This window comes from Wenzhouxiangella sediminis, from assembly GCF_003410055.1.
Taxonomy (GTDB): domain Bacteria; phylum Pseudomonadota; class Gammaproteobacteria; order Xanthomonadales; family Wenzhouxiangellaceae; genus Wenzhouxiangella; species Wenzhouxiangella sediminis.
This window is the reverse complement of sequence record NZ_QUZK01000012.1, coordinates 13,929-34,093: the sequence shown is the minus strand read 5'-3', so window position 1 is coordinate 34,093 and position 20,165 is coordinate 13,929. Positions and strand designations below refer to the sequence as shown.

The following is a 20,165-nucleotide window of genomic DNA, read 5'->3' as shown; positions in this document are numbered from 1 at the left end:
CGGAAGCAATACTGATGAAGAATATCCAGTCGATTCGCGGCATGCACGATATCCTGCCGGACCAGACGCCGATGTGGCGATGGTTGGAGGCTCGCATTTCCCGGGTCTTTGCGGCCTACGATTTTCACGAGATCCGCCTGCCCATACTGGAAAAGGTCGAGGTGTTCACGCGCGCCATCGGCCAGTCGACGGACGTCGTCGAGAAGGAAATGTACGCCTTCGAGGATCGCAACGGTGACGTGCTCTGCCTGCGGCCGGAAGGCACGGCGGGCGTGGTGCGTTCGGCCATCCAGCACGGTCTGCTGCACGTGCCGGGGCTGAAGGTCTGGTATCAGGGTCCGATGTTCCGGCACGAGCGGCCTCAGAAAGGGCGCCAGCGGCAGTTCCACCAGTTCGGCGCCGAGGTCTTCGGGCTCGAGCAGGCCACGACCGACGTCGAACTGATCGCGTTGGGCGAGCGGCTCTGGCGCGAACTCGGCCTTGCAGGCCGGATCCGGCTCGAGATCAATACCCTGGGCGACCGGGAGGATCGACAGCGCTATCGCCGAAAGCTCGTGGATTACCTCGAGCCCTTCCGCGAACGGCTCGACGCCGACAGCCAGCGGCGGATGGAAACCAACCCCCTGCGAATCTTCGACAGCAAGAGCCCGGAGACACAGGCCATCATGGCCGATGCGCCGCGACTGGCCGACGAACTCGGCGAAGAGGCGCGAGCGCATTTCGAACAGGTGAAATCGATGCTCGATCGCCTGGGCATCGACTACACCGTCAACACCGGCCTCGTGCGCGGACTCGACTACTATTGCCGCACCGTCTTCGAGTGGGTCACCGACGAACTCGGGGCTCAGGGCACGGTCTGCGCCGGCGGTCGTTACAACGACCTGGTGGCCATGCAGGGCGGCAAGGACACGCCGGGTATCGGCTTCGCGCTCGGCGTGGAGCGGCTGCTGGCGATGCTCGAGGCTGCCGGCGTGGCGGCGAGCCAGCACGCCGACGCGTTCGTGGTCAGCCAGGTCGGCGATGCCGACATGCTGGCCATTGCCGAGCGCGTTCGCGACGCGGCACCCGGGCTCTCGCTCGCAACCGCGCTCGGCGGGGGCAGCATGAAGTCCCAGTTCAAGCGCGCCGACCGGAGCGGCGCACGCTGGTGCGTGATTCTCGGCGAGGCCGAGTTCGCGCGCGGCGAAGCCGCGATCAAGGACCTGCGCGGTGACTCCGGGCAGGAGATGGTCGCGCTCGATCGGTTGCCGCAGCGTCTGCAGGCATTGCTTGCCGCCGACACGGGCGACTGATTTATCATAGGCGATCGAATTTTCACCATGCCCACTGCAAGGATCAACCCGACATGGCCGTAGAGCTTTACGACGAACACGAACAGGGCGAACGCGTCCGCAAGTGGATCAAGGAATACACCCCGGCGATCATCGTCGGCCTGATACTCGCCTTCGGCGGCATTTTCGGGTTCCGCTACTGGCAGGACTACCGCGCCGATCAGCAGCTGATGGGGTCGGACTACTACCAGGTCGTGAGCCAGCAGGTGACCGAGGGCAACCTCGAATCGGCCGAGTCGGAATACCAGGTCATGCTCGAGACTGTCGGCGAGACCGCCTACACGGGGCTGGCGGGAATGCAGCTGGCCGCTGCCTGGGTCGACGACGGCCGCCTGTCACCGGCCGCCGAAATCTACCGGGGCATTCTCGAGAACCGTCGCCTCGAATCGCTCTGGCCGGTCGCCAAGCTGCGTCTGGCGCGAGTGCTGGAAGCCCAGGGCGAGTACGAACAGGCCCTGTCGCTGCTTGAAGGCGCCGCGCCCGAAGGGTTCGAGGCGTCCTGGGCCGAAACGCGCGGTGACCTGCTGTTCGAACGCGGTCGCGTCGACGAAGCCCGCGCGGCCTGGGAAGATGCCCTGGCCCGGCGCACGGCCGACGGGGGCAACCCGCGGCTGCTCCAGATCAAGATCGACGCCGCAACGACCGAAGGAGGTCCTTCGTGACCCGGCAGGGACGACTTTTCCTGCTGGTTCCCGCGCTGCTGGCCCTGGCCGGCTGCCAGACCATCGGTGGCTGGTTCGGCGGCGGTAGTGACGAGCCGGAGCCGGCGGAGCTGACCGAGATCAGCCAGCCGGTGCCGATCGACCGGGTCTGGTCCGTCGATACCGGCGAAGGCACCAATCGCAGCCAGCCCCGCATCCGGCCCGTCTACACCGACGGGCAGGTCTGGGTGGCCGACCATGAAGGCCTGATCACGGCGGTCGATGCCGAGACCGGGCGGGTGCAGCGCGAGATCGATATCGAGCTGCCGATTTCAGCGGGCCCCACCGTGACGCCCGACCTGGTCATCGTCGGCACCTTCGACGGGGAGCTGGTGGTCATCGATCGCGAGTCGGGACGGATCCAGTGGCGGGCCCAGCTTTCCTCCGAGATCCTGGCCAAGCCGGTCCTGCACGACGGCATCGTCGTGGCTCGCTGCATCGACGGCCGTGTTTTCGGGCTGGATCGAAGCGACGGCGCGCGCATCTGGGTGCACGACCGCAGCGTTCCCCTCCTGACCCTGCGCGGAAACGGCGATCCGCTCCCGCGCGCGGGGCAGGTCTACATCGGCTACGACGACGGCCAGGTGACCGCAATCCGCGTCTCCGACGGATCGGTGCTCTGGGAGCAGCGCGTGAGCGCACCCGAGGGCCGCACCGAACTCGATCGCCTGGCGGACATCGACGGTCCGATGCTGGTCGTGGGCACCGAGCTCTACGTGGTGACTTATCACGGGCGGCTCGCCGGTCTGGCGCTGGAGTCCGGGCGCACCTTGTGGGTCAAGGACATTTCATCTTCGAGCGGCCTGAGTCTGCGCCGGACCCAGCTCGCCGTCACCGACAGCGAGGATAATGTCTGGCTGGTCGACCGCCGCAACGGCGCAACGCTGTGGCGCGACGATCAGCTGCTTCGACGAGAACTGACGCGCCCGGTTTTCCTGGGCGGGCTCGTGGCCGTGGGCGATTTCGAAGGCTACCTGCATTTCTTCGACGCCGACAGCGGGCAGATCGTCGGCCGGGCGAGGGCAGGTGACGATGCCCCGGCAGCGGCGCCGCTGGTCGTGGGCGATACGCTCTACCTGCTCGACGAAGGCGGAAGATTGAGCGCCTGGCGAGTCGGCCGTTCGGGCTGAGGACGAGCTAGCGTGTCTGCATTGCCGGTGGTCGCCATCGTCGGGCGACCCAACGTCGGAAAATCCACGCTGTTCAATGCGCTGACGCGGACTCGTGACGCTCTGGTGGCGGACACGCCGGGGGTGACCCGCGACCGGATCTACGGCCGGGCGGAGCTCGATGGACGAACCGTCATCCTCGTCGACACCGGCGGCCTCGACGAGGCCGGCGGCGAGGTCGAGCTCGGCGCTCAGGCCCAGACTCGTCTGGCGATTGACGAAGCGGATCTGGTGCTGTTCCTCACCGACGCCCGCGCGGGCGTCGTTCCCGTCGAGCACGAGATTGCCTCGGACCTGCGCAATCGGGGCAAGGCCGTCATCCAGGTCGTCAACAAGACCGACGGGCTCGACCCCGACATGGCCCTGGCCGAGGCGGCGGAACTCGGACTGGGCGACATCTTTCCCATCGCCGCCAGCCATCGCCGCGGCCTCGAACAGCTCGGCCACGCCGTCGTGGAGCGCCTGCCCGAACCTGAAGACAGCAGCGTCCCCGACGACGACGGCCTGCGCCTGGCCCTGATCGGTCGACCCAATGCCGGCAAGTCGACGCTGCTCAATCGCCTGCTGGGTGAGGAAAGGGCACTGGCCACCCCGGTGGCGGGAACGACCCGAGATCCCATCCACGCGACGATCGAGCGCGACGGGGTACGCTACCACCTGATCGACACGGCGGGCATCCGGCGCCGCCGCGGAAGCCAGGAGGGCATTGAGCGTTTCAGCACCATCAAGGCCCTGCAGTCGATGGAACAGGCCCGCATCGTCTGCCTGGTCTGCGACGTGGTCGAGGGCATCACCGAGCAGGACGCCAGGCTGGCCGGTCACGTCATCGAGGCCGGTCGCGGCCTGGTCATCGCGCTGAACAAGTGGGACGCGCTGGACAAGGACCGGCGTCGCGCCGTGCTGGTGGAAGTGGCCGAGCGGCTCGACTTCGCGCGCTTTGCGCCGGTCGTGACGATCTCTGCGCTTCACGGCAGCGGCCTCGGGGAGCTGACCGACGCCATCGAGCACGTCCAGGCGGCCGGGGAGCAGGAATTGTCGACCGGCGCGCTCACACGGGTGCTGCGGGATGCGGTCGAAGCTCACCCCCCGCCCTCGGTCCAGCGCAAGACGCCCAAGCTTCGCTACGCACACGGTGGCGGGCATTTTCCGACCCGCATCGTCATCCATGGCAACCGCGCCAAGGGGATTCCGGACCAGTACCAGCGTTACCTGGTCAACTGCTTCAGGAAGCATTTCCGACTGACCGGCATCCCGGTTCGCCTTGTGTTCCGCGAAGGCGACAACCCCTACGCCGGTCGCCGCAACCCGCTGACGCCGCGACAGATCCAGAAGCGTCGCCGGCTCAAGCAGTTCACGCAGCGCAAGAACCGGAAGCGCTAGCCGGCCGGCTCAGCGGCCCGCCGCGCCAGTCTCATACACCGCCGAGCTGCTGATTGATCGATCGCACCAGCATCGGGTCGTCGGGCAGGGTTTCCGGAGGAAAGTGCTCGGCCAGTTCACCGCGCCGGTCGAACAGGTACTTGTTGAACGTGCCGCGGGGCAGGGCGGCAGCACCTTTTTCCTGCAGCATTTCGCGGAACAGGGGATGGGCTTCGGGACCGGTCACCGCGTAGCGCTGGGTGACGATGAAGCTGCTGGGATAGTTCTCCCGCAGGAACTCGTCGATCTGCGCTTCCTCGCGCGGTTCCTCGTCGAAGTCGTTGCAGGGAATGGCGATGATGACCAGCCCGTGCCGGCTGAATTGCGTGTGCAGTTGCTGCAGCCGCTTGAGTTGCGGCACGAAGCGGCTCTCGGTGGCGATGTTGACGATGAAGAAGGGCTGGTTGCGGTAACGCTCGAGGTAGATGCGCGCGCCCGAAAGGTCCATGAAATGATGATTGAACAGGTTCACGGCAAGTCTGGCTCCGAGTCGGTTTCCGTTCGAATCCTACCTTACAATGTAGCGCATGACGAAGTCCCCAGCCCGAATTCTCGACGGCCGAGCGGTCGCCGACCGACTGATCGCCAACGTGGCCGACGCCGTCTCCCATCATGTCGGGGAAGGCGGGCGGCCGCCGGGTCTTGCCGTGATCCTGGTCGGCGACGATCCCGCCTCGGAGGTCTACGTCAACAACAAGATCCGCGCCTGTGAGCGTGCCGGCATGGTCTCGACCACCCATCGTCTCGCGCACGGGGTGGGGCGGGGCGAACTGCTGGCCCTCATCGACGCGCTCAATCGCGACGAGGCGGTCGACGGCATCCTGGTGCAGCTGCCGCTGCCGGCCCATCTCGACGAACGGGCGGTGACGCGCCGGATCGCCCCGGACAAGGACGTCGACGGCTTCCATCCCGTCAACATGGGGCGCCTGGCCCTGCGCGATCCCGGGCTGAGGCCGTGCACGCCGCGCGGCGTGATGACCCTGCTGGCGGCTCACGGCATCGACACCAAGGGCATGAACGCGCTGGTCGTGGGTGCTTCCAATATCGTCGGCAGGCCGCTGGCGCTCGAACTCCTCCTCGCCGGTGCGACGGTGTCGGTCGCGCATCGCTTCACGCGCGACCTGCAGGCTCACGTCGAACGCGCCGAAGTGCTGTTCGTCGCCGTCGGCAAGCCGGGCATCGTCCGGCCCGAGTGGATCGCCGAGGACGCGATCGTGGTCGATATCGGCATCAATCGCGGCGAGGACGGCAAGCTGCACGGCGATGTCGACTTCGAGGCGGCCTCCGAGCGTGCCGGCTGGATCACGCCCGTTCCCGGCGGCGTCGGACCGATGACGGTCGCCACGCTGATGCAGAACACGGTCGAGGCGGCCGGGCTGGTGGTGCGGGCGCCGTGAACTTCCGTCCGCTGCTCGTCCTCATCACGCTGGCCCTGCTGGCCGGCTGCTCGGCCATCGTCGAACGCCAGACCCAGCGCCTGGCCGACGATCTCGAGACGGCAATCCGCCAGTACGAAGACCCGGCCACGATCGCCGATGCCCTGCCGGCCTATCTGTTGCTGCTGGAGGCGCGCCTGCAGTCCAACCCGGACGATGCCGGGCTCCTCCTGACCACCGCGCGGCTGACCGGCACTTACGCGACCCTGTTCGGCAACGGCGAGGCCTCGACGCGTCGACTGACCAGGCGTGCGCTGGCTCATGCCCGCAGCGGAGCGTGCCTCCGCGCGCAGCCGCTGTGCGGTCTTGACGAGATCACTTTCGAGCGCCTCGATGCACGAATCGGGAAGCTCGAATCCGACGATCTGCCCGCCGCCTACCTGCTGGCGACCACCTGGGTGGGTTGGATCGACAGCCACTCGGACGATTACGGTGCACTGGCCGACCTGCCGCGCGCCCAGGCCCTGCTCGAGTGGGTGGTCGAGACCGCACCCGGCCACGACGACGGCGCCGCCTGGCTGTACCTGGCCGTGCTCCATTCCCAGCGCCCGCCGGCGGCGGGCGGTCGTCCCGACCTGGCCCGTCAGTACTTCGAACGGGCCCGGCGCGTTTCCGAAGGGAACAATCTCATCGTCGACGTGATGCTGGCCGATCATTACGCCCGATTGCTTTTCGATCGCGAGCTGTTCGTGTCGACGCTCGAGGGCGTCGTCGACAGCGAGGTCGATGCCCCGGAATACCGGCTGGTCAATGCCGTGGCCCGTCAGCGGGCGCGGGAGCTACTGGCCCAGACCGAAAGGATTTTCGACTAGATGAAGCACATGACCCTGGCCTTGCTGGCGCTGGCCGCCCTTTGCCTGGCGGCGACTTCCGACGCCGCCCAGATCAAGCTGGCGACCATCGCGCCCGACGGATCGAGCTGGATGGAGCGCATGCGCGCCACGGCCGATCGCATCGAGGAGCGCACCGACGGCGGCGTGCGCCTGCGCTTCTATCCAGGCGGCGTCATGGGCGACGCCGAAGCCGTGCTGCGCCGCATGCGCCTGGGGCAGCTGCACGGTGCCGCCTTCACGGTGGGCGAGCTGGCCTCGGTTGCACCGGTCGCCAACCTGTATTCGATGCCTTTCGTCTTTCGCGATGTCGAGGAAGTGCGGGCGGTTCGCGAAACCTTCGATCCGCTGGTCATCGAGGGGCTGGCCGAAGGGGGCATCATCGCGCCGGGGATCAGCCTGGGTGGATTCGCCTACCTGTTCAGCGATCGCCAAATGCCCACCGCCGACCCGGAGGAGATCGATAGCGGATTCCGCATCTGGGTGCCCGCCGGTGACCGCCTTTCGCAGCGGACCCTGGAAGAGGCCGGCGCCACGCCGGTGCCGCTGCCCCTGGCGGAGGTCTACACGGCGCTGCAGACCGGCGCGGTCAACACCTTCGCGAGCACGCCCTCGGCCACGATCATCCTGCAGTGGCACACCCGGGCGGAGAGCATGCTCGACATGCCGCTGCTGATGACCGCCGGAACCATCGGTCTGGACCAGCGGACGATCGATCGCTTGCCGGAGGCCGATCGAGCCATCCTTCTCGAGGAGTTGCGGGCCACGCTCGAGCGCATCGAGGCCGACAACTTCGAAGACAATGCCGAGGCCCGTGAGGCGCTTCGCGAGGGCGGCGTCGAGATCCTGCAGCCGGCGCCGTCGCTGGTGAGCTACTGGCACGAGCTGGCTCACCGGATCCGCCGTGACGCCGTCGAGGCAGGCCGCTTCGAGCTGCCGCACCTCGACCGCCTGGAAGCCGAGCTGGAGCGCCTGCGTGGCGGAGAGTGATCGCCGGAACGAAGACGACAGGGCCGAGCGCACGATCCGCGCCCTCGAGACCGGCACGCTGAGCGTGCTGTTTCTTGCCCTGGTCGTCATCGGCCTGGCGCAGATCGGCTTCCGGAATTTCGCGGGCATGGCGCTGCCCTGGGCCGACGGTGCCATGCGGGCCATCGTGCTGTGGCTGGCCATGCTGGGCGGCGTGGTCGCCACCGGCCGACTGCGGCACATCCGCATCGACCTGGTCGAACGCTGGCTGCCGCCCGGCGGGGTCGTCTGGCTCCGGCGTGGAGTCTTCGGCGCCACGTCGCTGGTCTGCCTGGCCCTGACCTGGACGAGCCTCGATATCGTCTCGCTCGAATACGAGTTCCAGGCCATTGCCTTCCTGAATGTGCCCAACTGGGTGGTCCAGGTCATCGTCCCGATCGGATTCGGCATGATGGCGGCCCGCTTCATGGCCTGGGCCTTCGCGCCGCCGAAGGGAGAAGTCCTGCCGGTCTCGACGCGGGAGCCGTCCGAATGATGGTCTTTCTCCTCGTCCTCCTGGCCCTCCTGGGCATGCCGCTGTTCGCGGTGATCGCGCTGGCCGCCCTGGGAGGCTACTGGCAGGCCGGGCTCGATCCGGTGCTGGCCAGCATGGAGTTCATGCGCATCGGTGAACTGCCGGTGCTCGTGGCCTTGCCCTTGTTCACTTTCGCCGGCGTGCTGCTGGCGCACAGCCGTGCTCCCGGACGCCTGGTCGAGCTGACGCGCTCGGCCCTGGGCTGGATGCCCGGCGGCCTGGCGATCCTCGCGCTGGTCCTGTGCTCGCTGATGACGGCCTTTACCGGCGCCTCGGGCATCACCGTGGTCGCGCTCGGCAGCCTGCTCCTGCCGGCGCTCGTGAAGGGCGGCTATCCGGAACGCTTCAGTCTCGGGATGGTGACGGCCGGCTCCAGCCTGGGCGTACTCTTTGCCCCCTCGTTGCCCCTGATTCTCTACGCGGTGGTCGCCCAGCAGGTCGCCCCGCGCGCCGGTTTGAGCGTCGACGATCTCTTCCTTGCCGGTCTGCTGCCGGGCTTGCTCATGCTGGTGCTGATGGGCGGCTACGCCGCCTGGGTGCAGCGCGGCCTGCCCAGGGACGAACGCCCGCGAGAGCCGCTCGGCAAGGTATTGCGCGAGAACGCCTGGGAGCTGCCGCTGCCCCTGGTGGTGCTCGGCGGCATTTACTCGGGCTGGTTGCTGGTCGTGGAGGCGGCGGTCGTTACGGCTGCCTGGGTGCTCGTCACGCTGGTCCTGATCCGCCGAGAGGTTCGATTCTCCAGGCTGCCCGAAGTGATTACGGAAGCCATGGTGCTGGTGGCCGCCATCCTCGTTGTCCTGGGCATGTCCCTGGCCTCGACCAACGTGATGATCGACGCCGGCGTGCCGCAGCGTCTGTTCGAATGGATCGAGCCCCTGATCGACAGCCGCCTGGTGTTCCTGCTCGCCGTCAATGCGCTGCTGCTGGTCGCCGGGATGCTTCTCGATATTTTCGCCGCCCTGGTGATTCTCGCGCCGCTGATCATCCCGGTCGCGATGGCTTTTGGCGTCGACCCGGTGCACCTCGGCATCGTGTTTCTGGCCAACCTCCAGATTGGCTACTGCACGCCGCCGGTGGGCATCAACCTGTTCCTGGCCAGTCACCGCTTCGAGCGAGATATCCTCACCGTCTACCGCGCCACGCTGCCGTTTCTCGGCATCCTCCTGGTCGCGCTGCTGATCATCACCTGGTGGCCGGCCCTCAGCCTGGCGCTGCCGTCCCTGCTCGGCGACTGAGGCGGGGGGACGAGACTGCGCTACACTGCCGCATGATGAATCGACGAGGCTCCTCGATGCCCAATTCGCCCTTGTCGCTGGCCCGTCTGCTGGTGATCCTGATGACCTGCCTGGCCCTGGCGGGCTGCCAACTCTGGCCATTCAAGCGCCCGGGCAGTGCCGGGGAGCAACCGCCCGGGCAGCCGGGCGCGCACACCGGCTCCGAAGTCGAATCGGCCCCGGGCGCCGACTCGATCGGGCGGGCCATGACCCTGCTGCAGAACGGCGAGGAAGCCCGGGCGGAAACCGTGCTTTCGGCGATTCTGGAACAGAATCCGGGCAGTCCCACGGCGAAACTGCTGCTGGCCCAGATCCGCCAGCCCCCGGAGGAACTGCTCGGCGAGTCCTTCGAGGAGATCGAAGTCCGGCCCGGCGACAGCCTCTCGGCCATCGCCGGGCGCACCATCGACAACGAACTGCTGTTCTATTCGCTGGCGCGGCTCAACGGCATCGAGGTGCCGCGCCTGCTGCGGCCGGGCCAGCGTATCCGGGTGCCGGTCGTCGAACCGGTCGGGACGGTCGAGTCCCCTTCGGTGCCGGAATCGGGCCGACAGGATGCAGGCGCGTCCGATCAGGAGCAAGACGAGGTCCGGGCGGGTGCCGAGTTGCCTGCCACGGCGCGTCGGCTCATCGAGCGGGAACAATATCGCCAGGCCTACGCCCTTCTGCTCAGTTCCGCCCGCGCCGGCAACCTGCAGGCCGAGGGCGATGCGCTGCTCGCGCGGGCCGCCGTGGCGCTGGCGCAGGCCGCCTGCCGGGACGACGACCCCGGCGAGGCTCTGAAAGCCCTCAACCAGGCCTCTCCCTGGCTGGGCACGAACGCGGAGGAAGGCCCTTTTGCGCTTCAGCGCGAACATGTAGAGGCGCGTTTCTCACTGGGTCGGGCGGAGCAGGAGCTCGCGCGCGGAAGTTACGACGCGGCCTTCGACGCGCTCGTGTCTGCGCGCGAACTGGCGGCCGACCTCACCGAGACCCACGGCGGGAAGCTCGAGCGGGTGGAGACCGCCCTGATCGAGCACTACCACGACGGCGCCCTTTCGGCCTGGCGCGATCAGCGGGTCGATTTGTCGATCGAACTGTGGGAGCGGGTGGTGACGATCGATCCGGCGTTCGAACCGGCCGTGCGTTACCTCGAACGCGCCCGACGCGCGAAGGAAGAACTGAAAGCGCTCGGGCAGGGCTGAGGTTTCAGTCCCCGCGACCTCCCTCGGAGTTCTTGCGCTCCGACAAGGGGAGGACATTGGATTCCTCTTTCGGGCGATCCATCTCCACCGTTTCTTCGATGTCGGCGTCGATTCGTTCGTCGACCTCGGGCAGCGGACTGTAGGCCGGCTTGTGCTGCAGGTAGCCGTGACGCTCCTCGAGGCGGTTGGCCATGTCGTTGAATCGCTGGAATAGCGGGGCGAAGACGTCCTGGCCGTCGGATTCCAGGCGCGCGTCGTACTGCCCGCGCGCAATGCGCTGCAGGCCGCGGCTGACGCGCTGGATGGATCGCTGCTGGCGTCTCACCAGCAGGCTGAAGCCGACTCCGACGACGATCAGGGTCACGACAAACACCAGCGCGAGCATGGTCAGCGTCGTCCGGGCCGCCGCTTGGAGCTGCTCGCCGTCGATCCCCAGCTGCACGGTCCCGATGCGCTCGGTCTGGAAGCGGATCGGGGTCTGGAACTCCAGGTTGCCGTCCTCTCGCGAGAGCAGGCGAACGGCGCCCTGCTCGCGCTCGATCGTGGCGCGAGCCGGCTGGGGCCTCGGCTCGCCCTGCAGGAACGGGTCGGTGCTGGCCTGAACGTGCCCGTCGCGGTTGCTGATGTGCAGGTAGGTGATCCTGGGGTTGACCGAGAAATCGTCGACCAGGTTCGACAGGCCGGTGTTGTCGCCGAGGATGAGTGCCTCGGCGGTTTCGCGGGCGATCACGCTGGCCAGCGCGTCGCCATAGCCGTAGGTCGACTCGGTCATGGCGCTGGTCTGGCTGTGATAGACCCAGGTCAGGCCGCCGCCGAGCACGACGATGAGGGCCAGCGAGAGTGCGGCCAGCCAGCGCCACGCGCCCGGTCGTCCGCGAACGGTGTTGAGCAGGCCCCGGTCCAGGTCGGCCCGGATTTCCTGTAGCTCCTCCAGCACCAGGGAGCCGCCGGCCGGGCGGGCCTCGGGATCCTTCGCCACCAGGCGATGGACGAGATCGATCAGGTCCACGGGCGTGCGGTCGTCGAGCGGCTGGAGCCGCGCCGGCGGCCGGTGGACGATCTGGTGGATCAGAGCGCCGATCGATTCGGCCTTGAAGGGCATCGATCCCGACAGCAGGCGGTAGAGCACGACGCCGAGTGCGTAGAGATCGGTGCGGCCGTCGAGTTCGCCGCCCTGGATCTGTTCCGGCGCCATGTACTTCGGGGTGCCGGCGATGGTCTCGAAGTCCTCGCTTTCGGCCCGGCTGCGGTCGCCGATGGCGGCGATGCCGAAGTCCACCAGCTTCACCAGTCCGGACTCGGGGTCGAAATAGATGTTGGAAGGCTTGACGTCACGGTGGATGACGCCGCGCTCGTGGGCGTATTCCAGCGCGCCGGCCAACTGGATGCCGATGGCCAGGATTTCCCGGGTGCTCAGGCGGCCGCCCTCATCGAGGTACTCCTCCAGGCTCTGTCCCTTGAGCCGCTCCATGACCAGGAAGGGCAAGCCTTCGTGCTGGCCGACGTCGAAGACGGTGACGATGTTGGCGTGGCTGAGCCCGCCGGCCGAGCGGGCCTCGCGCAGGAAGCGCTGGCGGCTTTTCAGATCGCGCGCATAGCGTTCGCGCAGCACCTTGACGGCCAGGTGGCGATTGATGTGCGGATCGAAGGCTTCGTAGACGATCGACATCGAGCCCCGTCCGAGTTCACGTTCGATCCTGTAGCGGCCGATGCGCTCCATGGCGTTGGCTGTCCTTGATCCGGAGGGTCATGTTAACCCATCGCGGGGCGGGGCTCTTCCCGCGGTCAGCGCCGTCGCAGGTAGTAGTGGATCGCGATCCAGTCGTACAGCGCGTGGACCACGATGGGCACGAGCAGGTTGCCGGTCCAGTGATACAGAAGGCCCAGGTACAGGCCGAGAAAGGCCGCCACTGCGAAGTATGGCAGGGAAACGGCGTGCGCGGCGCCGAACATCAGCGATGCGATCAGGATGGCGGCGGCGGGCGAAGCCCAGGACGCCAGGCCCGCCTGTACGACCCCTCGGAAAAGCAGTTCCTCGCCGATGCCGGCCAGGAGCGAGACGAGGAGTACGGCGCCGGGCCGGGCGTTGCGGAACAGCAGTTCGAGAAAGCCGCGCACGAGGCGGGTCAGTTCATCCAGCCAGCGCCACCTGCCGCCGGGCACGGCGACCAGGGCGGCGGCCAGCGGCACCGTGGCCGCCAGGCTCAGCAGCAGCGACCACCCGGAGATCTCGACTTCCGCCCAGGGACGAAGGCCGAACAGCCAGGCCAGCGCCAGCGCCAGGACGACGAGACCGCCCTGGAAGAGCAGGGCGGTCGTCAGGGGGCGGGTGCGGGCGTTCAGCTTTCCCCGCTCGCGGTCGATTCACCGCCTCCGGCTGCGGTTTCGGACTTCTGCGCGGTCTTTTTCCTGGTGGCCTTGGCGGCAGATTTCTTCTTCGATGACTTCTTGCCGGCCGCCTTTTTCGCGGTCTTCTTTCCGGAACCGCCGCCCGAGCCGTTGTTGTCGCGCTCGAGGATCGCGGCCACGCCCATGCCGCCGGCGGTGCAGATCGAGATCAGCCCGCGCCCGGAGCCGGCCTTCTCGAGAACGTGGGCCAGGGTGCCGACGATGCGGGCACCGGTCGCCGCGAAGGGATGGCCGATGGCCACCGATCCGCCGTGCACGTTCATGCGGCTGCGATCGATGCTGCCCAGCGGGCCGTCCAGGCCGAGGCGCTCGGTGCAGTAGCTCTCGCTCTCCCAGGCCTTGAGGGTGCAAAGCACCTGGGCGGCGAAGGCCTCGTGAATCTCGTAGAAGTCGAAATCCTGCAGGCCCAGGCCGGCGCGCTGCAGCATCTCGGCGACCGCCACGGTCGGCGCCATCAGGAGCCCTTCGTCGCCGTCGACGTAGTCGACAGCGGCCGTGCGCGAATGGGTCAGCCAGGCCAGCACCGGCAGGTCGTGCTCGCGAACCCAGTCCTCGGACGCCAGCAGGACCGCTGCCGAACCGTCGCTGAGCGTCGTCGAGTTGCCGGCGGTCAGGCTGCCCTTGCCGGAGCGGTCGAACGCCGGCCGGAGGCTGGCAAGCTTTTCCAGCGTCGAATCCGGTCGCACGATGTTGTCGCGGATCACGCCGTTGTGCGGGCGGACGAGGTCGTCGAAGAAGCCGGCATCCCAGGCTTCGGCGGCCTTGCGGTGGCTCTCCAGCGCCAGCTCGTCCTGTTCCTTGCGGGTGATGTTCCACTCCTGCGCCATGCGTTCGCAGTGCTGCCCCATCGACAGACCGGTGCGCGGCTCGGAGTTGCGCGGCGGCTGCGGCGCCAGCTCGGAGAAACTGAAGCCCTTGAAGGCCTTGAGGCGCTGGCCGAAGGTCTTGGCCTTGTTGAGCTTCATCAGGCGCTGGGCGAAACGGCGCTTGAACACGATCGGCACGTCGGACGTGGTGTCGGTGCCGCCGACCAGCGCGCACTCGATTTCGCCCGAGGCGATCTGGCTGCCGGCGAGCAGCGCGGCCTGCAGGCTCGTGCCGCAGGCCTGTTGCATGGTGACGGCCGGCGTGAGCGGCGACAGGTCGGTCGACAGCACCGCCTCGCGGGCCAGGTTCCAGTCCTTGGAATGCGTGGTCACGGCACCCGCGATCACCTGGTCGAGCTTCTTGCCCGACAGGTTGTAGCGGTCGACCACGCCCTGGAAGGCCGCGGTGAGCATGTCCAGGTTGGATTGATCGGCATACAGGCTGCCGGAGCGGCAGAACGGAATGCGGCTCCCGCCGACAATGGCGATTCGGCGCAGGTTATTGTCGGGCATCAGGACGCCTCCTTGTCGGCCTCGGTTGATTCCAGATAGTGCATCGGTCCGCCCCGGAAGGGCGCAAACCCGGTGCCGAAGATCATGCCGGCGTCGAGCAGGTCGGCGTCCCCGACCACCTCGTCGTCCAGGCAGGACCGGCACTCGTCGAAGTAGGGCTGCATCAGCTGCCCGGCCAGCTTGTCGAGATCATGTCCCTTGTGGGCGTCCGAGTCGCGCTGCGGCTTGCCGTCCTTCCAGCGGTAGAACCCCTCGCCGGACTTCTTGCCGAGCTTGCCGGCGTCGACCATTTCCTCGAGCACCTTGCGGTCCTCGCCGGCGTCGTCGCCCATCAGGGTCTTGATCACGCCCAGGCCCACGTCCAGGCCGACGGTGTCGGCGAGTTCCACCGGCCCCATCGGCATGCCGAACTTCTCGGCGGCCTTGTCGAGCGCTTCCTTGGGCACGCCCTCGCGGTGCATCTTCATGGCGTTGCGCATGTAGGGGGCCAACACGCGATTGACCAGGAAACCCGGCGTGGAAGTCACGGGCAGGGCGTATTTGCCGATCTGGGTGGCGAAGCTCGATCCGTCGTCGACGCGGTCGGTGTCGGAAAGCTTCGCGTCGTAGACCACCTCGACCAGCGGCATCTTGGCGACCGGGTTGAAGAAGTGCAGTCCGATCAGGCGCGACGGATCGTCGAGCGCATCGGCCAGTTCGGACAGCGGGATCGCCGAGGTGTTGGTGGCGATCACCGCGTTGCGCGAGGCGGCCTTGTTGACCTTGGCAAACAGTTCGCGCTTGGCGTCGCGGTCTTCGAAGATGGCCTCGATGATGACGTCGGCCCGGGCCACGCCCGAGCCCTCGACATCGGGAATCAGCCGGGTTTTCGCGGCCGCAACGGCCGTCGGCGTCTTGAGCTTGCGCTTGAACAGGCCGTTGGCGCGCTTGAGGGCCGGCTCGATGTACTTCATTTCGCGGTCCTGCAGGGTGACCTCCAGTCCGCGGGACGCACACCAGGCCGCGATGTCGCCGCCCATCACGCCGGCACCGATGACGTGCACGCGGCGAGCCTTGAAGTCGCTGCGCTTGCCCTGGGCCTTGAGCGTTTCCATCAGGCGGAACACGCGCCGCAGGTTGCGCGAGGTGTCTCCGGCGAGCAGCTTCGGGACCTCCTCGGCCTCGATGCGGATCATCCCCGAGCAGGAGTCGCCGGCCGCCTCGAACGCGTCGATCAATGCATAGGGCGCCGGGTAATGTTCCTTGCGCGCCTTGGATGCGGTCTGCTTGCGCATCTGGCCGGCCAGGAACTTGCGAACCGGCCCCCAGGTCGTCGCGCGGGCGGTCAGCCCGGGCCGGCGCGACTTGCGTTTCTTGAGGATGGCGTTGCGCGCCGCCCAGCGCAGCGAGCCGTGCCGGTCGACGGTCTGGTCGATCAGGCCCAGGCCTTTCGCGGCGCGCGCTCGCAGCATCTTGCCGGTGAGCATGATCTGCATGGCCTGCAGGCCGCCCATGGCGCGAATGCTGCGTCCGGATCCGCCGAATCCCGGGTAGATGCCGAGATTGACTTCCGGGAAGCCGATGCGCGTGTGATCGGCGTCCAGCGCGATGCGGTAGTCGAAGCACAGCGACAGTTCCAGGCCGCCGCCCAGGCAATAGCCTTCGAAGGCGACCACCGTGGGAAAGGGCAGATCGTCGATGCGCTGGAACAGTTTGTGCACGTCGCGCACGTTGCTGCGCAGCTCGTCGACATCGTCGGTAGCGTCGAACTCACGCACGTCGGCGCCCACGATGAACGACTTCGGCTTGCCCGACATCAGCACCAGCCCCCTGGGATGATCGGCTTCGAGCCGGCCGATGATGGCTTCGAGTTCTTCTAGAACCTTCGAGCCCAGGCTGTTGACCTTTTCGTCGTCGCGGTCGAGGTAGAGCCAGGCAATGCCGTCGAGATCGTATTCCAGCCGCCAGTGCCTGCCGGCGCTGGATTGCGAGGCAGTTGATGCCATCCGGAAGTACTCCATTCTGGTGCGTATGGTTAGCTTATCACCATGCCCGCTGCGTTGTGTCGCGGGTCACGGGATCAGGGGAGCTCCATACCGAACCGACCGAGGAGTCGTACGACAAGCGTCAGGGGAAGGCCGATCAGGGCGGTCGGATCGTCGCTCGTGACACGCTCGGCCAGGGAAATGCCCAGCGCCTCGCTTTTCATTGCGCCCGCGCAGTCGAGAGGGCGGTCGGCCTCGACGTATCGTTCGATCTGCGTGCGCCGTAGACGGCGCATGTGCACGGTCGTCGGGATCAGCCCGGAGAATTCTTCGTCGTCGCGACGCAGGGTGACGGCGGTATGGAAGACGATGGCCGCGCCGCTGCAGAACGAAAGTTGTTCGATGGCGGCATCGCGCGCGCCGGGCTTGCCCATCAGCCGCCCGCGGCACTCGGCCACCTGGTCGGAGCCGATCACGATGGCGCCGGGGCGCTGGCGGACGACCGCGGCGGCCTTGGCGGCGGCGAGGCGGCGGGCCAGATCCGCGCCCGATTCACCCGCTGCGGGCGACTCGTCGATCGCGGGGGAAAGCTTCTCGAAGTCCAGGCGCAGGCGTCCGAGCAACTCGGCGCGGTAGGGCGAGCTGGATGCGAGCACGATCATGGGGCTGCGGCTCGATTCGGGCATCACGCAAAGTGTTGTGCAGGCTGTTTGAGTGGTATAATGATCGGCTTATGTCGCGAGACTTTCCAGACTGGATCGACCCGGACAAGGCGGCCGCCGCCGGACGGGAATTCAGCGGCACGGTCCCGCTGGCGCGCTTGACTCGCCTGGACGGCATGATAGCCGATCCCGGTGATGCGGAGATTGAATTCCGCATTGTCTTCGGGCACGACGAGCAGCGCCAGGTCAGGGCCGAGGTCTCGGTAAGCGGGCGGGTGCCGCTGCGCTGCCAGAGAACCCTGAAGGTCTTCGAGCATCCGATCGAAAGCCGTTCGGTCGTGGGCATCGTCCCCGACGACCGCGCGGCCGATTCGCTGCCCGAAGACTACGAGCCGCTTTTGTGCCCGGACAACAAGGTGGAGCTGGTTCGCCTGATCGGCGAGGAGGTCCTGCTTGGATTGCCGCTGGTGCCGATCGATCCGGCCTCGTCCAAGGTGGGCGAAGAGGCGCCGACTTCGGACACATACCGGCCCTTCGCGGAACTGGCCGATGAACTGCGCAAGAACCGCGACAAGGACAAATGACACAGGAGTATTGAGCAATGGCTGTTCAGAAAAGTCGCAAGACCCCGTCGCGCCGCGGCATGCGTCGTTCGCACGATGGACTCAGCGGTCCGACGCTGTCGGAAGAATCGACCACCGGTGAGATCCATCGCCGCCACCACGTATCGGCCGAGGGCTTCTATCGCGGCCGCCAGGTCGTGGAAGTGGCTCCCGAGATCGACGAAGAAGACCTCGAAGAAACGCAGGGCTGACAAGCCGCGCTGACCCATGGCCGCGCAGGGACGCGCCAGTGTCGCCGTCGACGCCATGAGCGGCGACGGCGGGCTCGATACCACGCTGTCGGCGGTCCGCCGGGCGCTTCGGTCCGATCCCGGACTCCGGGTCGACCTGGTGGGCGACGTGGCGCGCCTTCGTGCGCTGCTGCGTGCGGCCGGGCTCGATGAAGGCGATCGGGTCGAGCTGGTCGCGGCCGATCAGGTTCTGCCCATGGACGCCGGCCCGGCTCACGCGCTTCGACAGGGGCGAGGTAGCAGCATGCAGGTGGCGCTCGAGCGCGTCGCCGCCGGTCGCAGTTCTTCGGTGGTCAGCGCCGGCAATACGGGCGCCCTGATGGCGCTGTCGCGGCAGGTGCTCGGCATGCTGCCGGGGATCGAGCGGCCGGTCCTGATGGCGGCGCTGCCGACGGCCGGCGGCTCGGTCTGGGCGCTGGATCTCGGCGCCAACGTCGGCGTGAACGCCCACCGCCTGTGCGAATTCGCCCAACTCGGCAACACCGCCGTGCGGGTGCTGCGCGATCGGTCGCCGCGGATCGGCCTGCTCAATATCGGGCACGAGCCCAACAAGGGCCCCGATGTGGTGCGCGAGGCCGCGCGGCTCATCGAGGCGGAGGCCGGTCTGGATTTCACTGGCTTCGTCGAAGCCGACCAGGTGTTCGCCGGTGAAGTCGACCTGGTCGTTTGTGACGGATTCGCCGGAAACGTCCTGCTCAAGAGCGCCGAGGGCATGGTTCGGCTGATTTTCGGCCAGTTGCGCGAGGAAATGCGCGGCTGGCGCGGAGCCGTCGTTCGGGGCGGGCTCAGGCGCATGTATGACAAGCTCGATCCGGCCCGGCATAATGGTGCCCCGCTTCTGGGCGTGCACGGAATCGTGATCAAGAGTCACGGCGGCGCCTGCGAGCGCGGTTTCGCATCGGCCATCGGCCTTGCCGCGCTGGAAGCACGGCGAAACCTGATTCCGGAGCTCGAGGAAGCGCTCTGGGCCAGCTATTGACCGAAACGCAGGGACAATAACGAAGAATGTACGCGCGTATCATCGGAACCGGTCGCTACCTGCCCGAGAAGGTCCTCACCAACAAGGATCTCGAGCAACTCGTCGACACCAGTGATCAATGGATCACCGAGCGCACCGGCATCCGCCAGCGCCATGTCGCGGCCGAAGGTCAGACGACCTGTGACCTGGCCGAACAGGCGGCCCGCCAGGCCATGGAAGACGCCGGTCTCAAGCCGGGCGACATCGACCTGTTGTTGGTGGGGACGACCACGCCGGATCTGGTCTTTCCGTCCACGGCGTGCCTTCTGCAGCACCGTATGGGCATGGCCGAGTGCGGCGCTTTCGACATCAACGCCGCCTGCTCCGGCTTCATCTATGCCCTGTCGGTCGCCGACCAGTACATCCGCAACGGCACCGCGCGCAACGTGCTGGTGGTCGGGGCCGAAACCCTCACGCGCATGCTCGACTGGAACGATCGATCGACCTGCGTGCTGTTCGGTGACGGCGCGGGCGCGGCCGTGCTGACCGCCGACGAGAATCCCGGCATCCTGTCGACCCATATCCACGCCAACGGCGGCTACAGCGACCTGCTCAAGGTCGACGTGGGCGTTTCGCGAGGCTTCCGCGCCGAAGCGCGAGGCGGCGTTTCGGTTTCGATGAAGGGCAACGAGGTCTTCAAGGTGGCCGTCAACACCCTGGGTCGCATCGTCGACGAGACCCTGGCGGCCAACAACCTGGAAAAGGAGGATCTCGACTGGCTGATTCCCCACCAGGCCAACCTTCGCATCATCAAGGCCACCGCCCGCAAGCTCAAGATGTCGATGGACCAGGTGGTCGTGACGGTCGACCGGCATGGCAATACCTCCGCGGCCTCGGTGCCCATGGCGCTCGACGAGGCGTTGCGCAGCGGAGCCATCAAGCGCGGGGACAAGCTGCTGCTGGAAGCCTTCGGCGGCGGATTCACCTGGGGCGCGGCGCTGGTCGCCTACTGACCGCCCTCCAATCAGTCGTTTCCATTTCCTTTTCAAGCAT

General features: G+C 67.3%; 20 protein-coding genes. 14 read left to right on the top strand and 6 right to left on the bottom strand.

Annotated elements, in window-relative coordinates:
• Window positions 1-11: 11 nt before the first annotated feature.
• Genes hisS through der form a run of 4 tightly spaced genes read left to right on the top strand, consistent with a single transcriptional unit; the run spans window position 12 to window position 4,581 of the window.
• Window positions 12-1,292, top strand: a complete 1,281-nt coding sequence (gene hisS / locus DZC52_RS01765) for a histidine--tRNA ligase (protein WP_116649524.1) — start codon at window positions 12-14, stop codon at window positions 1,290-1,292.
• 53 nt (window positions 1,293-1,345) lie between these two features.
• Window positions 1,346-1,993, top strand: a complete 648-nt coding sequence (locus DZC52_RS01760; RefSeq protein WP_116649401.1) for a YfgM family protein — start codon at window positions 1,346-1,348, stop codon at window positions 1,991-1,993.
• The gene (bamB, locus tag DZC52_RS01755) at window positions 1,990-3,162 is read left to right on the top strand and encodes an outer membrane protein assembly factor BamB (RefSeq protein WP_181918722.1); all 1,173 of its coding nucleotides are present in this window, start codon (window positions 1,990-1,992) and stop codon (window positions 3,160-3,162) included. Before DZC52_RS01760 ends, bamB begins: the two co-directional genes overlap by 4 nt.
• Before the next feature lie 12 nt (window positions 3,163-3,174).
• Window positions 3,175-4,581 (top strand): ribosome biogenesis GTPase Der, encoded by a 1,407-nt coding sequence (gene der / locus DZC52_RS01750; RefSeq protein WP_245960738.1) that lies wholly within the window; start codon window positions 3,175-3,177, stop codon window positions 4,579-4,581.
• Between the two features lie 31 nt (window positions 4,582-4,612).
• On the opposite strand, the gene DZC52_RS01745 is transcribed toward der, so the two are convergent.
• Window positions 4,613-5,092 carry a glutathione peroxidase gene (locus tag DZC52_RS01745; protein WP_116649398.1) on the bottom strand — a complete coding sequence of 160 codons (480 nt, stop codon included), beginning with the start codon at window positions 5,090-5,092 and terminating at the stop codon, window positions 4,613-4,615.
• 55 nt (window positions 5,093-5,147) lie between these two features.
• Between DZC52_RS01745 and folD the strand changes: the two genes are divergently transcribed.
• The 6 genes from folD to DZC52_RS01715 are packed head-to-tail and all read left to right on the top strand — an operon-like array spanning window position 5,148 to window position 10,887.
• The gene (gene folD, locus DZC52_RS01740) at window positions 5,148-6,017 is read left to right on the top strand and encodes a bifunctional methylenetetrahydrofolate dehydrogenase/methenyltetrahydrofolate cyclohydrolase FolD (RefSeq protein WP_116649397.1); all 870 of its coding nucleotides are present in this window, start codon (window positions 5,148-5,150) and stop codon (window positions 6,015-6,017) included.
• Window positions 6,014-6,868: a TRAP transporter TatT component family protein gene (locus tag DZC52_RS01735; RefSeq protein WP_181918721.1), complete on the top strand. Its 855-nt coding sequence runs from the start codon at window positions 6,014-6,016 to the stop codon at window positions 6,866-6,868. The genes folD and DZC52_RS01735 overlap by 4 nt, the downstream gene beginning before the upstream one ends.
• Window positions 6,869-7,876 carry a TRAP transporter substrate-binding protein DctP gene (gene dctP, locus DZC52_RS01730; RefSeq protein ID WP_116649395.1) on the top strand — a complete coding sequence of 336 codons (1,008 nt, stop codon included), beginning with the start codon at window positions 6,869-6,871 and terminating at the stop codon, window positions 7,874-7,876.
• A complete protein-coding gene (locus DZC52_RS01725; RefSeq protein ID WP_181918720.1) occupies window positions 7,863-8,390 on the top strand; it encodes a TRAP transporter small permease in 528 nt (175 codons plus the stop codon). The genes dctP and DZC52_RS01725 overlap by 14 nt, the downstream gene beginning before the upstream one ends.
• Entirely contained in the window at window positions 8,387-9,664 is a 1,278-nt protein-coding gene (locus DZC52_RS01720) for a TRAP transporter large permease (RefSeq protein WP_116649393.1), read from the top strand. Before DZC52_RS01725 ends, DZC52_RS01720 begins: the two co-directional genes overlap by 4 nt.
• Window positions 9,665-9,720: 56 nt before the next feature.
• Window positions 9,721-10,887, top strand: coding sequence for a LysM peptidoglycan-binding domain-containing protein (locus DZC52_RS01715; protein WP_181918719.1), 1,167 nt, complete (start codon window positions 9,721-9,723; stop codon window positions 10,885-10,887).
• A 4-nt stretch (window positions 10,888-10,891) separates the two neighbouring features.
• Here the strand turns inward: DZC52_RS01715 and DZC52_RS01710 are convergent, their stop codons facing one another.
• The 5 genes from DZC52_RS01710 to DZC52_RS01690 all read right to left on the bottom strand — a co-directional run bounded on the left by DZC52_RS01710 (window position 10,892) and on the right by DZC52_RS01690 (window position 17,325).
• Entirely contained in the window at window positions 10,892-12,607 is a 1,716-nt protein-coding gene (locus tag DZC52_RS01710; RefSeq protein ID WP_116649391.1) for a serine/threonine-protein kinase, read from the bottom strand.
• A 65-nt stretch (window positions 12,608-12,672) separates the two neighbouring features.
• Window positions 12,673-13,077 (bottom strand): CPBP family intramembrane glutamic endopeptidase, encoded by a 405-nt coding sequence (locus tag DZC52_RS01705; RefSeq protein WP_245960737.1) that lies wholly within the window; start codon window positions 13,075-13,077, stop codon window positions 12,673-12,675.
• A 149-nt stretch (window positions 13,078-13,226) separates the two neighbouring features.
• The gene (locus DZC52_RS01700) at window positions 13,227-14,675 is read right to left on the bottom strand and encodes an acetyl-CoA C-acetyltransferase (RefSeq protein WP_116649389.1); all 1,449 of its coding nucleotides are present in this window, start codon (window positions 14,673-14,675) and stop codon (window positions 13,227-13,229) included.
• Window positions 14,675-16,660 carry a 3-hydroxyacyl-CoA dehydrogenase NAD-binding domain-containing protein gene (locus DZC52_RS01695; RefSeq protein WP_116649388.1) on the bottom strand — a complete coding sequence of 662 codons (1,986 nt, stop codon included), beginning with the start codon at window positions 16,658-16,660 and terminating at the stop codon, window positions 14,675-14,677. Before DZC52_RS01695 ends, DZC52_RS01700 begins: the two co-directional genes overlap by 1 nt.
• A 74-nt stretch (window positions 16,661-16,734) precedes the next feature.
• Complete coding sequence (locus DZC52_RS01690) at window positions 16,735-17,325, bottom strand: Maf family protein (protein WP_220338241.1); 591 nt, start codon at window positions 17,323-17,325, stop codon at window positions 16,735-16,737.
• Window positions 17,326-17,372: 47 nt separating this feature from the next.
• Between DZC52_RS01690 and DZC52_RS01685 the strand changes: the two genes are divergently transcribed.
• From DZC52_RS01685 to DZC52_RS01670, 4 genes are read left to right on the top strand one after another with little or no spacing between them, the layout of a single operon-like run.
• Complete coding sequence (locus DZC52_RS01685; protein ID WP_181918718.1) at window positions 17,373-17,885, top strand: YceD family protein; 513 nt, start codon at window positions 17,373-17,375, stop codon at window positions 17,883-17,885.
• Between the two features lie 17 nt (window positions 17,886-17,902).
• On the top strand, window positions 17,903-18,115 hold the full coding sequence (gene rpmF / locus DZC52_RS01680) for a 50S ribosomal protein L32 (RefSeq protein ID WP_116649387.1): 213 nt from the start codon (window positions 17,903-17,905) through the stop codon (window positions 18,113-18,115).
• Between the two features lie 16 nt (window positions 18,116-18,131).
• Window positions 18,132-19,133, top strand: coding sequence for a phosphate acyltransferase PlsX (gene plsX, locus DZC52_RS01675; protein ID WP_116649386.1), 1,002 nt, complete (start codon window positions 18,132-18,134; stop codon window positions 19,131-19,133).
• A 26-nt stretch (window positions 19,134-19,159) separates the two neighbouring features.
• Window positions 19,160-20,125: a beta-ketoacyl-ACP synthase III gene (locus tag DZC52_RS01670; RefSeq protein WP_116649385.1), complete on the top strand. Its 966-nt coding sequence runs from the start codon at window positions 19,160-19,162 to the stop codon at window positions 20,123-20,125.
• The last annotated feature ends 40 nt before the right edge of the window (window positions 20,126-20,165 follow it).

Bases quoted from the DNA above. Each gene is read 5' to 3' on its own strand.
- DZC52_RS01760 (WP_116649401.1), top strand. From the start codon at position 1,346: ATGGCCGTAGAGCTTTACGACGAACACGAACAGGGCGAACGCGTCCGC.
- folD (WP_116649397.1), top strand. From the start codon at position 5,148: ATGACGAAGTCCCCAGCCCGAATTCTCGACGGCCGAGCGGTCGCCGAC.
- dctP (WP_116649395.1), top strand. From the start codon at position 6,869: ATGAAGCACATGACCCTGGCCTTGCTGGCGCTGGCCGCCCTTTGCCTG.
- DZC52_RS01720 (WP_116649393.1), top strand. From the start codon at position 8,387: ATGATGGTCTTTCTCCTCGTCCTCCTGGCCCTCCTGGGCATGCCGCTG.
- DZC52_RS01715 (WP_181918719.1), top strand. From the start codon at position 9,721: ATGCCCAATTCGCCCTTGTCGCTGGCCCGTCTGCTGGTGATCCTGATG.
- DZC52_RS01710 (WP_116649391.1), bottom strand. From the start codon at position 12,607: ATGGAGCGCATCGGCCGCTACAGGATCGAACGTGAACTCGGACGGGGC.
- DZC52_RS01700 (WP_116649389.1), bottom strand. From the start codon at position 14,675: ATGCCCGACAATAACCTGCGCCGAATCGCCATTGTCGGCGGGAGCCGC.
- DZC52_RS01695 (WP_116649388.1), bottom strand. From the start codon at position 16,660: ATGGCATCAACTGCCTCGCAATCCAGCGCCGGCAGGCACTGGCGGCTG.
- DZC52_RS01690 (WP_220338241.1), bottom strand. From the start codon at position 17,325: ATGCCCGAATCGAGCCGCAGCCCCATGATCGTGCTCGCATCCAGCTCG.
- DZC52_RS01685 (WP_181918718.1), top strand. From the start codon at position 17,373: ATGTCGCGAGACTTTCCAGACTGGATCGACCCGGACAAGGCGGCCGCC.
- rpmF (WP_116649387.1), top strand. From the start codon at position 17,903: ATGGCTGTTCAGAAAAGTCGCAAGACCCCGTCGCGCCGCGGCATGCGT.
- plsX (WP_116649386.1), top strand. From the start codon at position 18,132: ATGGCCGCGCAGGGACGCGCCAGTGTCGCCGTCGACGCCATGAGCGGC.
- DZC52_RS01670 (WP_116649385.1), top strand. From the start codon at position 19,160: ATGTACGCGCGTATCATCGGAACCGGTCGCTACCTGCCCGAGAAGGTC.